The organism is Achromobacter spanius, assembly GCF_029637605.1.
GTDB lineage: Bacteria > Pseudomonadota > Gammaproteobacteria > Burkholderiales > Burkholderiaceae_B > Achromobacter > Achromobacter spanius_E.
Window position 1 is genome coordinate 2,266,924 of sequence record NZ_CP121261.1, and the last position, 12,598, is coordinate 2,279,521.

Here is a 12,598-nt window from a genome sequence, read left to right on the forward strand (position 1 = left end):
TCATAATTATGAACAGGCCCATGTTAAATCCCGACGCGGAAAAAGGTAAACCCCTGGAAAACCCCTTCCGCCCCCGAACCCCATCCTAAAAGCGAAAACGCCCCCGGCAGAACGCCGGGGACCGATCAGAAGTGCAGCACGCCGTCCACGGCGTGGCGGGTCAGCGCCCGCGCCCAGCGGCGCGCCGGCAGCCCGTACTTGGATTCGACCACTTCGGCGCGTTCCAGCAATTCGGCGGGGGTGACCGACAGGCGCGGCCCCGAGAAGGCCAGCACGATCTGGTTGCCCGCGTCCACTTCCGGCAGCAACACCACGCGGTCGTCAAACGCCTTGGACAGGTTCTCGATGTTCTTGCCAAAGCTCTCGTGACGGCCGAACAGGTTCACCGCCACCACGCCGACCTCGCCCAGCACGCGCCGGCAATCGCGGTAGAACTTCACGCTGTCGCGCACCGGGCCTTCTGCCGCGGCGTCATACAGGTCCACCATCAGCACGGGGCAACGTCCGGCGTTGGCGGGGTCGGCCACCCACAGCCCGGCATCCATGTGTTCGACTTGCAGCCGGTTCGATCCGGGCAGGCGGAAGAACATGTGGCACGCCGCGGTCACGCGAGGGTTCCATTCCACGGCCAGCAGCGGGCTGCGCGTGTGCTTCACGCAAAAGCGCGCCAGCGAACCCGCGCCCAGGCCCAGCATGCCGATGGCCTCGTCCTTGGGCGGCTCCAGGAACAGCAGCCAGGCCATCATCTGCCCGGTGTATTCCAGCACCAGCTCGGCCGGGGTCTTGACGCGCATGGCGCCCTGGACCCACTGGGTGTTGAAGTGCAGATAGCGCACGCCGTCCAGTTCGGACAGGGTCGGCTGGTCGAGTTCGGAGGGGAAGTTCGATTTATTCATGGCGGCGATTGTAGGGCGGACGCCGGGCGGGCGTCTGGCCGTTGCTTGCATGGGCCGCCTGCCCGGTCTGCCTGCACCGGCTGGCCGCGCCGCCGGTTCGCGCCGTCAGGCTGCGGCCCTGTCGGCGCCGGCGCCTTCCCAGATCCGCTCCAGCCATTCGGTGCAAGACGCCTCCGCGTGCAGGCTCGCCGCCAGCCGCAGCACCCGCTTCAGGTACAGGTGCGCATCGCATTCCCAGGTGATGCCCAGGGCGCCATGCACCTGGATCGCGTTCTGCGCGGCGCGCCGGCCGCCTTCCACCGCCAGCAGCGGCACGTACAGGCTGTCGCGGTCCGCCGACGGCGCGTCGGCATCGTGCGACGCCGTCGCCGCCATGCCGGCCAAGCGCGCGTCGTCCAGCGCCATCCAGTCGTCGGCCAGGCGATGCTTGATAGCCTGGTTGGCGCCGATGGCGCGGTCAAACTGGCGGCGCGCGCGTGCATACGCCGCCGCCATGTCCAAGGCCGCCGACGCCGCGCCCAACAATTCCGCCGAGCGCAGCAGCGTCATGCGGGTTTTTAAACGCCGCCACACGCGCGCGTCGACTTGTAATTCGATAGCTTCCTGCACGTCGGGGCGCGCTACCCGCGCCACCGGCATCGTCGGGTCCAGGCCTGTGGTGGCCGACATGCCGGACAAGGGCGCATGGCGTTCCAGCCGCAAGCTGCCCGGCCCCAGGCAGCGCAGCGCCAAGGCCGGCACGCCTGCCTCCGCGCCCTCGATGAACGCCGAGCCGTCCGGCCGCATCGCTGCATCCGCGAAATACATCTCGCCTTGCATCATGGCTTGCGCCCACTGCGCCACGGGCCCCGCCGCGCCGGCCTCGCACAAGGTGGGCAGCACCACCATGTTCGCCACCAGCGGCAGGCTCAACAAATGCCGCCCCGCCGCTTCCGCCACGACCCAGGCTTCGCGCATACCCAGGCCCAGCCCGTCGTTCCCGGTCGGCGCCAGCAGCGCGGGCCAGCCTTGCTCGGCAATCTCGCGCCATAGCGTCAGGCGGGCGTCCACCGGACGCGCCGCCGCCGCGCGGGCAACGCTTGGAGGATGGCGGTCAGCCAGAAAGCGCCCGGCCGCCTCTTGCAACATGCGCTGGTCTTCATTCAAGGAAAAAGTCATGGTATCCAGTGGCTAGGTTCAGGCCTTCGGCAGGCCCAGCATCTGTTCGGCGATGATGTTGCGCTGGATCTCGGACGTGCCCGCCAGGATGGTCTCAGCGCGCGACCACAAGTAGGCGTGCGTCAGCTCGGCGGCTTGCGCGTCAGCCTCGTCCGCCAGGCATGCCGCGTCGCCCAGCATCTGCATGGACAGTTCCAGCAGCCGCTGATGTGCTTCGCTCCAGTGGATTTTGGTGGACGAGCCTTCCGGGCCGGGCGGGTCGCCGCGCATGGCGCCTTCCAGCGCGCGTTGCGACTTCAATGCCAGTACATGGCTGTCGGCCGCCAGCCGCGCCCACTTGTGGCGTACGACCGCCGACGAGGCCGGCACATGTCCATAGGCATCGGGGCGCAGCGCCAGGCGTCGCACCGCGTCCAGCTCTTGCCCAAACCGCACAAGGCGTGGAATGAAATACGTGCCGCGTTCAAAGCTGGCGGCGGCCATCGCCACCTTCCAACCCTGGTTCTCCTGCCCCAACAGCAGGTCTTGCGGCACGAACACATCTTCGAAGAACACTTCGCAGAACTCGGCATCGCCCGTCATCTGGCGGATGGGCTCCACCCGCACGCCGGGGCTGCGCATGTCCACCAGCAGGAAGCTCAAGCCCTTGTGCTTGGGCGCGGCGGCATCCGTGCGCGCCAGCACGAAGCACCACTGCGCGCGGTCGGCAAACGACGTCCATATCTTGTGGCCGTTGACGCGGTAGCCGCCCGCCACGGCTTCGGCGCGCGTGCGCACCGAAGCCAGGTCGGACCCGGCCCCGGGTTCTGAATAGCCCTGGCACCAGACCTCGCGGTTGGACAGGATGCCGGGCAGGAAGCGGCGCTTCTGGGCCTCGCTGCCAAAGTGCAGCAGCGTGGGCGCCAGAATGCCGTGGCCGATCAGGTTCACGCCCAGCGGCGCGCCGCAACGCGCATGCTCTTCATGGAACACGGCCTGGCGCGACAGCGGCAAGCCCTGCCCGCCATAGTCCCGGGGCCAGCCCAGGCCCGACCAGCCGGCCGCGCACAGCGCGTCTTCCCAGGCGCGCCGAAAGTCCAGGTCGCGCGGGGCCGCGCCGCCCGGCCAGCCGCGCACGAAGCCGGCGTAGGCGTCGTTCAGCCACGTGCGCAGTTGCTGGCGGAAGGCGGCGTCGTCAGTGGCCGCGATGGTCTGCGCCGCGCCATCCTGCGCCGCGCTGTCTTGCGTGGCGTGTTCCTGTCGACCCATTCCTGCTACTCCAGTCGAATATTGGATTCGCGCGCCACCTTGGCCCAGGTGCTTACGTCTTGCCGGATGAAGGCGGAGAAGGCCTTGGGATCGCTGCCGATGATGTCCAGCCCCAGGCCCGTGAACTTCGCCTTCACCTCGGGCTGCGCCAGAATCTGCGCCAGGCTCTGGTAGAGCTTGTCGATCGCGGCTTGCGGCGTGCCCGCCGGCGCCACCAGACCCAACCACGGCATGGCCGAATAGCCCGGCAGCCCGGACGCCGCCACGGTCGGCAGGTCCGGCACGGAAGCCGAGGGCTTCGTGGTCGTCACTGCCAGCGCGCGCAACTTGCCGTCCTTGACGAACGGGCCCGACGAAGCCCAGGCGTCGAACATCACCTGGATGCGTCCGGCCACCAGATCGTTCAACGCGGGCGCGCTGCCCTTGTACGGAATATGCGCCATCTGCACGCCGGCCATGCTGTTGAAGAGTTCGGCCTCAAGATGCGTGGAGCTGCCAGCGCCCACCGAGCCATAGCTGACCTTGCCGGGGTTGGCTTTCAGATAGGCGATGAGCTCACCCACGTTCTTGGCCGGAACCGACGGATGCACCTCCAGCACATGCACCACCGAGGCCACCTGGCTGACCGGCGCGAAATCCTTGATGGGGTCGTAGTTGACCTTGGCGTAGATGCTGGGCGCGATGCCCAGCGACGACGCCGCCATCAGCAGCGTGTAGCCGTCGGGCGCGGCGCGCGACACGTAGTCGGACGCAATCATCGTGCCCCCGCCCGGCTTGTTTTCCACAATGACGGTCTGGCCCAGCTTGGCCGTCAACTGCTCGGCCAGCAGGCGGCTCATGATGTCCGTCGCGCCACCAGGCGAAAACGGCACCACGATACGCACGGGGCGGTTGGGATACGGGTCCTGGGCGTGCGATGGACCTGTCACGCCAATGCAGGCCAGCGCCACGCCGGCCAATAGTCTTTTCATCATGCTTGTCTCCTCCTGGGGGATGCGCTTGCGCGGTGTGCGCGGTTGCACTACGGGGTTGCGGGCAGGATCAGCGCGTCCAGTACCGCAACGCCTTGTCCCGCCTCTTTGATCAGCAAGGGATTGACTTCAATTTCCGCCACGTTCGCCGGCGCGGCCAGCATGGCGTTGCCCACGGCGACGATACTTCGGCAAGCCGCCGCCAGATCGGCGCGCGGCTTACCCCGGTAGCCGTCCAGCAGCGCAAACGCCTTCAGCTCGCGCAGCATCTGCATGGCCATGTCTTCGTCCACGGGCAGCAGCCGGTGGCTGGTGTCTTGATAGATCTCCGTCAGCACGCCGCCCAGCCCCACGGTCAGCACGGGACCAAAGACCGGGTCGCGCGTGGCACCCACGATCAACTCGGCCACGCCGCGTTCCATTTTCTGCACCAGCACGCCGTCGATGCGGGCATCCGGTTGCGCGGCCGCCGCCGAATGCAGGATCTGTTCGCGCGCAGCCATGACGGCGTCGTCATCCGCCAGGCCCAGCGCCACGCCGCCCACGTCCGTCTTGTGCGCGATGTCGGCGCTAAGGATCTTCAAGGCCACGGGATAGCCCGCGGCGCGCGCATCGGCCACGGCTTCGTCGGCACTACGCGCCGGGCGAGCCTGGGCCTGCGGCAGACCGAAGGCGGCCAGGTAGGCGCGTGCATCGGCTTCGTTGCAGGGCAGCGCCGGCACCGCCGCCGCATCCAGGCGGGGCGCGGGCGCAATGCGATGACTACCGCGCGCTTCGCACCACAGCAGATAAGGCGCCAGCGCGGACACCGCCTGCCCCAGGTCTTCAAACACGGCCACCTCGGCTTCGCGCAAGGCCGCGCGGCTTTGGGCCAGGCCGGTATCGATGGCGATGAACAGGCGCGCATGCTGGCGCGACGCCTCGGCCAAGGCATCGGCCATGCGGTCCAGCATGTAGCCGGGTGCATAGACCACCACCGCGTCGATGGCGTCGGTGGTGGCCAGCGCTTGCAGCACCGTGCGCACGAAGTCGGGGTCGTTGACCACGTTGCCGGTTACGTCCACCGGGTTGCCAACCATGCCGTAATCGGGAATGCCCCCGCGCAGCACGGACTGCAAGTCTTCGGGCAGATCGGGCAAGTCCAGGCCCGCGCCGATGAACTTGTCGGCCAGGATCGCGCCCAGCGCGCCCGACATCGTCAACACCGCCACGCGCTTGCCGGCGCTGCGGTGGCGCAGCGTGGCCAGGCTGGCCAGGTGCGCCATCTGCGCAAAGTCGGTGGCTTCAATCACGTTCAGTTGACGAAACGCCGCCGCATACACGCGCCGGTCACCCGCCAGCGCCGACGTGTGCGAACGCACGGCCTGCGCGCCCTTGTCGGTGTTGCCGGCCTTCAGCGCAATCAGCAGCTTGCCCTGGCGTTCCAGTTCGCGGCAGGCCCGCACGAAGCGTTCGCCGTCACGCAGTTGTTCGATATAGCCCAGCACGATTTCCGTGCTCGGATCGCCCGCCAGATATTCCAGGTACTGTGAGAAATCCAGGCAGGCTTCATTGCCGGTGTTGATGAAATGCGAGAAAGGCAGGTCAAGCCGGCGCGCGATGGCGTACACCGCCGCGCACACATTGCCGCTTTGCGTCAGCAGGCTGACCACGCCCGGCCCGGACTGCGCCGGCGCGGTCTTGAACACCGACGCAAACGCCGTGTGCGCCTGCGTGTTCAAGTTGGCGAAACCCATGCAGTTGGGCCCGGCCACGGCCATGCCGCTTTGCGCCACGAAGGCTTCCAGTTCGTCTTGCAGGCGCGCGCCCTCACCGCCCGCTTCCGCAAAACCCGCCGCATAGACGATGGCCGCGCGCACGCCCTTGGCGTGGCAGCGGCGCAGCATCGGCGTGACATCGGCCGCGGCAATCGCCAGCACCGCCAGGTCCACCGGCTCGGGCACGGATTCAATGTCGGGCCAGCAGCGCTTGCCGAACACTTCCTGGTACTTCGGGTTGACCGGATAGATGCCGCCCGCGTAGCCAAAGCGCGTCAGCAATTCCAGCGGCATGCCGCCAATGCGGCCCGCGTTGGCGCTGGCGCCGATCATCGCGATGGAGTGCGGATCCAGCAGGCAATCCAGCGCGGGCCTCATGCCGTTTCGCCCTTCTTGTTGCGCTGAATGGCTTGCGCCAGGCCGCGCTCGCGCACCGCCTGGAATTCTTCGCTCAGGTGCGACAGTTGATGCGTGTCAAAGTGGGCCGATAGCGCGGTGCGAAAGCCTTGCGCATCGGCGGTGCGGTTCAACGACCGCTTGATCAGCCGCAGCCCGAACGGCGGCGCCTGCGCGATGCGTCGCGCCAACGCCAACGTGGCGTCGTCCAGCTCGGCCTCGGGCACCACGCGGTTCACCATGCCGATGCGCAGCGCTTCCTGGGCGTCGACCTTTTCGCCGGTGTAGAGCATTTCCTTGGCTTTGCGCAGGCCCATCACCCAGGGGTGGATCAGCACTTCGGTGGCGGCGGCGGCAAGCGTGTGGCCGACCGGGTCGGAGAAGTACGCCGTGTCGGCGCACACGACCAGGTCGCACATATTGGCGATCATGAATCCGCCGGCCACGCAGGCGCCCTGCACCTGGGCCACCGTGGGCTTGGGAAAGTCCCAGATGCGCAGGCAGTAGCCGTAATAGCGGCGCGATTCATATTCCCAGCGCTCTTCCACGGTGAAGTCCGCGCGCTTGGCCTGCGCTTCTTTCAAGTCGTGGCCCGCCGAGAAATGCGCGCCGCGCCCGGCCAGCACCACCACCCGGACGGCGTCGTCCTGCTCGGCGCGGGTCAGGGCGTCGTCCAGCTCATCCAGCATCTGCTGGCTTTGGGCGTTGCGCGCGGACTCGCGCGCCAGGCTGATGCGGCAGACCGAGTCGTGGTGCTCGACGGCCAGGGTGGCGTATTCCATAGTCTCCTCGTCTCTTGCTGAGCCCGGACTCGCGTGGCCCGGGTCGGTGGGATCGCAGCGATAGCACTGCATCGATTTGATTGAATTAACGCACCTTGAATCCTAGAATACAAAATAATCAATCGATTTTTCCCACAATATGAACAAGATAATGGCTACCGGCGGGACTCAAAGCATGCGTCGGGCCTTGGGGTTGCTGCGCGTGCTGGCGCAACACCAGGAAGACGGCATCGACCTGCAAGGCGTCATGACGGCTACCGGGCTGGAACGCTCGACTGCCCATCGCCTGTTGAGCTGCCTGCTGGAAGAACAATTCGCTGAACGCGACGGCCGCACCCGGCGCTACCGCCTGGGCGTGGATTCCATGCAATTGGGCTTTGCCGCGCTGCGCCGCACGCCGCTGCTGGACGCGCTGCGCCCCTTCGCGCAGAAGTTGGCGCGGCTGTCGGGCGACACGGTGTTTCTGGTGATCCGCCAGGGCGACTACGCGCTGTGCCTGCTGCGCGAGGCCGGTTCGTTTCCGGTGAAGGTATTCACCATCGATCAGGGCGAGCGCCGACTGCTGGGCGTGGGTGCGGGCGGCCTGGCGCTGATGGCCAGCCTGGCGGATGAAGAGATTGCGTCACTGTATGCGCGGCACGCGGCCAGCTATGCGCAGATCGGGGTATCAAGCACGGCCTTGATGAAGGCCGTGAAGCAGACACGCGCGGCGGGGTATTCCGAGATCGTGGACACGATCACGCCGGGCGTTTCGGGGGTGGGGGTGGCGTTTCCGGTGTCGGAACTGACGTGGGTGGCGTTCAGCTTCGGCGCCATCAGCAGCCGGCTGGATGCGCCGCGCCGCGCCAAGATGGGGGCACTGCTGCACGCCGAATGCCTGGCCTGGGCACAGGACTATCTGGGTCATGAATGATGGACACGCGCCCCGCGTGAAGGCGAGGCGCGTGCAGTCAGCAACTTAAATGCGCTCGAAAATAGCTGCGATGCCCTGCCCGCCGCCGATGCACATCGTCACCAGCGCGTAGCGCCCGCCCACGCGTTGCAACTCGTGCAACGCCTTGACGGTGATGATCGCGCCGGTGGCGCCGATGGGGTGGCCCAGGCCGATGCCGCTGCCGTTGGGGTTGACCTTGGCCGGGTCCAGCTTCAGTTCGCGCGACACGGCGCAGGCTTGCGCGGCAAAGGCTTCGTTGGCTTCGACGACGTCCAGTTGGTCCACCGTCAGTCCGGCGCGCTTAAGCGCGGCCTGCGTGGCGGGCACCGGGCCGATGCCCATGATGTCGGGGTCCACGCCCGAATGCGCGTAAGCCACCAGGCGCGCCAGCGGCTTGATGCCGCGCTTGGCGGCCACCGATGCGTTCATCAGCACCACGGCGCCCGCGCCGTCGTTAAGACCCGACGCATTGCCCGCCGTGACGGTGCCGTTCTCTTTCTTGAACACGGGCTTGAGCGCGGCCATGGTGTCGGCCGAGACGTCGCGGCGCACGTGCTCGTCGGTGTCGAACACGACTTCGCCCTTGCGCGTCTTCAGCACCACCGGCACGATCTGGTCGCGGAAATAACCGGCGTCGATGGCGGCGGCCGCGCGGCGATGCGATTCCACCGCCAGCAGGTCCTGGTCTTGCCGGCTGATGCCGAACTTGGCCGCCACGTTTTCGGCGGTCACGCCCATGTGCATGCGGCCAAAGGGGTCGGACAAGGCGCCGGTCATCATGTCCAGCATGGTGCTGTCACCCATGCGGGCGCCCCAGCGTTGCGACGGCACGATGTACGGGGCGCGGCTCATGCTTTCGGCGCCCGCGCCGATGGCGATGTCGGCATCGCCCAGCATGATGGTTTGCGCGGCCGACACAATGGCCTGCAGGCCCGAGCCGCACAGGCGGTTGACGTTGAAGGCCGGCGTTTCCTTGGCGATCCCGGCGTTCATGGCCGCCACCCGCGACAAATACATGTCGCGCGGTTCGGTGTTGATGACGTGGCCCACCGCAACGTGGCCGACCTCGTCGCCCTTGACGGCGGCGCGTTCCAGCGCGGCCCGGATGACGGTGGCGCCCAGATCGCAGGGCGGCACGTCTTTCAGCGCGCCGCCAAAATCGCCAATGGCGCTGCGGACGGCCGATGCGACGATAACTTCATTCATGGTGTTTCCTCCTTGGGGTATTTCCATCTGATGTTTCCATCATACCGCTGGCCTAGCGCCGCCGCGCCGCAAGGAATTGGGCGACGGCATCCGCGTGCGCGTCGGTCTTGTGGGCCAGCGCCTGATAGGCCGCCGACAGTTCCAGCAAGGCGTCCAGCCGCGCATGCTGGCTTTCACGCAAGAGCCGCTTGGTCAGCCGTACGGCCTGGGGCGAGTTGGCGGCCATGCGGCTCGCCAGCGCGCGCGCGGCGGGCAACAGTTCCACGGCCGGCACCACGCGCGACACCAAGCCCCATTCCAGCGCGGTGGCCGCGCTGATGGCGTCACCGGTGAACGACATTTCGGCGGCGCGCGCCATGCCGATCAGGCGCGGCAGAAACCACGCGCCGCCGTCACCGGGAATAATGCCCAGCTTGACGAAGCTTTCGGCAAACGTGGCGGCTTCCGACGCGATGCGCACGTCGCACATGCAGGCCAGGTCGCAGCCCGCGCCGATGGCCGGCCCGTTCACCGCCGCAATCGTCGGCACCTCAAGCGCATGCAGCGCCAGCGGCAGGCGTTGAATGCCGTGCCGGTATTCCTGACGCAGTTCCGCGCTGCCGACCTCGGGGCCGATCTGCCGCTGCATCTCGTTGATGTTGCCGCCGGACGAAAACGCCTTGCCCGCCGCGGTCAGGATCAGCACGCGCACGGCCGGGTCGCGTTCAATGCGCGCAAACACGGCCAGCATCTGGTCCACGATGTCGCTGCCGGTCAAGGCGTTGCGCGTGGCCGGATCGTCCAGCGTCAGCGTGGCCACGCCGTCCGCGTCCAGCTCGAAATGCACGAGTTCCGTCATGTTGTGCTCCTGAAATGAAAGTTCATGGATCGCCGGCGCGCGCAGCGGCGAAAGCCTTCAGCGTAGGCTCCGCGCCCGGGCATCGTCCAATATTAGTTTTGGGTTGCTTGATATGAAATCGGTATCGAAAATCCTGAAAATAATATTGGACGCCTGTCTGCGCGCTCAGTGATAGTCGTTGGATGCGCCCGCCTTGGGCATGCCACCCCTTTCGGTTCACCGCCATGATCGATACGCTGGAACTGAGCACCATTCCGTCCGCCGACGAAGCCTTGCGCGCTGAGGTTCGCACCTTTCTGGCGGACACGCTGGACGGCCTGGAGCCCGACGAACGCGCGCGTTCCTGGATGGGTTTTGATGCCGGCTTCAGCCGCCAGCTTGCCGAACGCGGTTGGCTAGGCCTGACGCTGCCGCGCGAATACGGCGGCGCCGAGCGCGGCCACTTCGCGCGCTTCGTGCTGTCGGAAGAATTGCTGGGCGCGGGGGCACCGGTGTCGGCGCACTGGATCGCCGACCGCCAGAGCGCGCCCTTGATCCTGAAATACGGCTCGCCCGCGCAACGCGCGTTCTACCTGCCGCGCATCTGCCGCGCCGATGCCTTCTTCTGCATCGGCATGAGCGAGCCCGGGGCCGGCTCCGACCTGGCTGGCATCCGTACCCGCGCAGACCCGATCAGCGCCGAACGCGGCGGCTGGCGCTTGAACGGCAGCAAGATCTGGACGACCAACGCGCACCGCTCGCACTACATGATTGCGCTGGTCCGCACGTCGGGCACCCCCGAAGACCGGCATCAAGGCTTGTCGCAACTGATCGTGGACCTGTCGCTGCCCGGCGTGACCGTGCGCCCCATACAAGACCTGACGGGCGATGCGCATTTCTCGGAAGTGTTCTTCGACAACGTGGAGCTGCCTGCCGATGCACTGATCGGTGAGGAAGGCGCGGGCTGGGCGCAGGTGAATGCTGAACTGGCCTTCGAGCGCAGCGGCCCCGAACGCTTGTATTCCAGCATGGCGCTGCTGGAATGCTGGTTGACGCATTGCCGCGGCCTGTCGGACAACACCGCCAGCCGCGCCACGCTGGGCGCCATCTTGTCGCAGATGGCGGTGCTGCGCGCCCTGTCGCTGGCGGTGGCGGGCAAGCTGGCGGCCGGAGCAAGCCCGGCCACCGAGGCCGCGTTGGTCAAAGACCTGGGCACCGAACTGGAACAACGCATTCCGCAACTTATCGGCGATGCGCTGGGCCGCCAAGCGGATGTGCCAACGCCCTTGCCGCTGCTGCGCACGCTGGCCTACCTGGAACAGATTGCCCCCACCTTTTCCTTGCGTGGCGGCACGCGCGAAATTCTGCGCGGCATCATCGCACGCGGCCTTGGCCTTCGATAACCTCCCGGACACCCCCCATGGACACCTTGCTTGGCGACGCCGCCGAACGCCTGTTCGCTCAAACCTGCACACCCGCGCTGCTGCGCGCCGCCGAACAAGGCCTGCCCATCGACGCCGCCTGGCAGGCCTGCGAGGACGCGGGCTTCGCGGACGCGCTGGTACCGGAATCCCAGGGTGGCGCCGGGCTTGTGCTGGCTGATGCCCTGCCCGTGGCGGTGGCGGCGGGCCGCCACCTGTGCCCCTATCCCATCGCGCAGACGATGCTGGCGCGCGCCTGGCTGGCGGCTATCGGGCAGGCACCGCAGGCAAGGCCGGCGGGCGCCATCGCCATCGCGCCTTATGGCCTGGCGATGGATGGCAAGCGCATCACGGGCATCAACGTGCCCTGGGTTCGTACGGCCGCCCACGTGCTGGCAGAGATCAACGGGCAGGCCTGGTTGCTGCCCGTGCAGGCGGGATGTGTCCACCACAATGGCGTGCATGGCTCATTGGACGGCGAGGCATCCTGGGCGATGGCGGACGCGCAATGCCTGGGCAGCGGGCCGGCGCTGGATACGCTGGCGGCCGTCGCCTATGCAGGCCTGATGGCCGGCGCGATGGAACGGGTGCTGGACATGACGCTTGCGCACGCCAACACACGCACGCAGTTCGGCCGCGCCATCGGCCGCTTTCAGGCCGTGCAGCAGCAGATCAGCGTGATGGCCGAACAGGTATGGGCGGCGCGCATGGGCGCCCAACTGGCGTTTCAAGGCCGCGACGGCTTGCCGCAAGCCCTGCTGGCGGCCGTGGGCAAGGCGCGCGCCAGCCAGGCGGCGCCACTCGTGGCCGACATTGCGCATGCCGTGCATGGCGCCATGGGGATCACGGCGGAATTCGACTTGCAGTTGTATACGCGCCGCTTGCGCGACTGGCGGCGGGCGGCAGGGTCGGAATCCTACTGGCATGAACGCATCGGCGCGCATGCGCTGGCCAGCAACGCCAGCGCGCTGGACACGGTACGCACCACGCTGCAAGGCATGGCCTAGGTACT

11 protein-coding genes are annotated in these 12,598 nt (G+C 67.5%); 3 read left to right on the forward strand and 8 right to left on the reverse strand.

Features of this window, described 5'->3' with window-relative positions; genetic code table 11:
- Positions 1 to 125: 125 nt before the first annotated feature.
- From P8T11_RS09960 to P8T11_RS09985, 6 genes are all read right to left on the reverse strand, one after another.
- Positions 126 to 896, reverse strand: coding sequence for a spermidine synthase (locus P8T11_RS09960; RefSeq protein ID WP_268082089.1), 771 nt, complete (start codon positions 894 to 896; stop codon positions 126 to 128).
- 105 nt (positions 897 to 1,001) lie between these two features.
- Positions 1,002 to 2,054 (reverse strand): acyl-CoA dehydrogenase, encoded by a 1,053-nt coding sequence (locus tag P8T11_RS09965; protein WP_268082088.1) that lies wholly within the window; start codon positions 2,052 to 2,054, stop codon positions 1,002 to 1,004.
- Positions 2,055 to 2,072: 18 nt separating this feature from the next.
- The gene (locus P8T11_RS09970; RefSeq protein ID WP_268082087.1) at positions 2,073 to 3,302 is read right to left on the reverse strand and encodes an acyl-CoA dehydrogenase family protein; all 1,230 of its coding nucleotides are present in this window, start codon (positions 3,300 to 3,302) and stop codon (positions 2,073 to 2,075) included.
- A gap of 5 nt (positions 3,303 to 3,307) precedes the next feature.
- The gene (locus tag P8T11_RS09975; protein WP_050448476.1) at positions 3,308 to 4,276 is read right to left on the reverse strand and encodes a Bug family tripartite tricarboxylate transporter substrate binding protein; all 969 of its coding nucleotides are present in this window, start codon (positions 4,274 to 4,276) and stop codon (positions 3,308 to 3,310) included.
- A 47-nt stretch (positions 4,277 to 4,323) separates the two neighbouring features.
- A complete protein-coding gene (locus P8T11_RS09980; protein ID WP_268082086.1) occupies positions 4,324 to 6,408 on the reverse strand; it encodes an acetate--CoA ligase family protein in 2,085 nt (694 codons plus the stop codon).
- Complete coding sequence (locus tag P8T11_RS09985) at positions 6,405 to 7,208, reverse strand: enoyl-CoA hydratase (RefSeq protein ID WP_050448478.1); 804 nt, start codon at positions 7,206 to 7,208, stop codon at positions 6,405 to 6,407. Before P8T11_RS09985 ends, P8T11_RS09980 begins: the two co-directional genes overlap by 4 nt.
- A gap of 139 nt (positions 7,209 to 7,347) precedes the next feature.
- On the opposite strand from P8T11_RS09985, the gene P8T11_RS09990 reads away from it, so the two are divergent.
- Positions 7,348 to 8,121, forward strand: a complete 774-nt coding sequence (locus tag P8T11_RS09990) for an IclR family transcriptional regulator (protein WP_418910314.1) — start codon at positions 7,348 to 7,350, stop codon at positions 8,119 to 8,121.
- A 45-nt stretch (positions 8,122 to 8,166) separates the two neighbouring features.
- Here P8T11_RS09990 and bktB read toward each other — a convergent pair whose 3' ends face one another.
- Both bktB and P8T11_RS10000 read right to left on the reverse strand, forming a co-directional pair.
- Positions 8,167 to 9,348: a beta-ketothiolase BktB gene (bktB, locus tag P8T11_RS09995; protein WP_259246042.1), complete on the reverse strand. Its 1,182-nt coding sequence runs from the start codon at positions 9,346 to 9,348 to the stop codon at positions 8,167 to 8,169.
- A gap of 52 nt (positions 9,349 to 9,400) precedes the next feature.
- On the reverse strand, positions 9,401 to 10,186 hold the full coding sequence (locus P8T11_RS10000) for a crotonase/enoyl-CoA hydratase family protein (protein ID WP_268082084.1): 786 nt from the start codon (positions 10,184 to 10,186) through the stop codon (positions 9,401 to 9,403).
- A gap of 224 nt (positions 10,187 to 10,410) precedes the next feature.
- On the opposite strand from P8T11_RS10000, the gene P8T11_RS10005 reads away from it, so the two are divergent.
- Positions 10,411 to 11,568 (forward strand): acyl-CoA dehydrogenase family protein, encoded by a 1,158-nt coding sequence (locus tag P8T11_RS10005; protein WP_268082083.1) that lies wholly within the window; start codon positions 10,411 to 10,413, stop codon positions 11,566 to 11,568.
- 17 nt (positions 11,569 to 11,585) lie between these two features.
- Positions 11,586 to 12,593 carry an acyl-CoA dehydrogenase family protein gene (locus tag P8T11_RS10010; RefSeq protein WP_268082082.1) on the forward strand — a complete coding sequence of 336 codons (1,008 nt, stop codon included), beginning with the start codon at positions 11,586 to 11,588 and terminating at the stop codon, positions 12,591 to 12,593.
- Positions 12,594 to 12,598 lie beyond the last annotated feature (5 nt).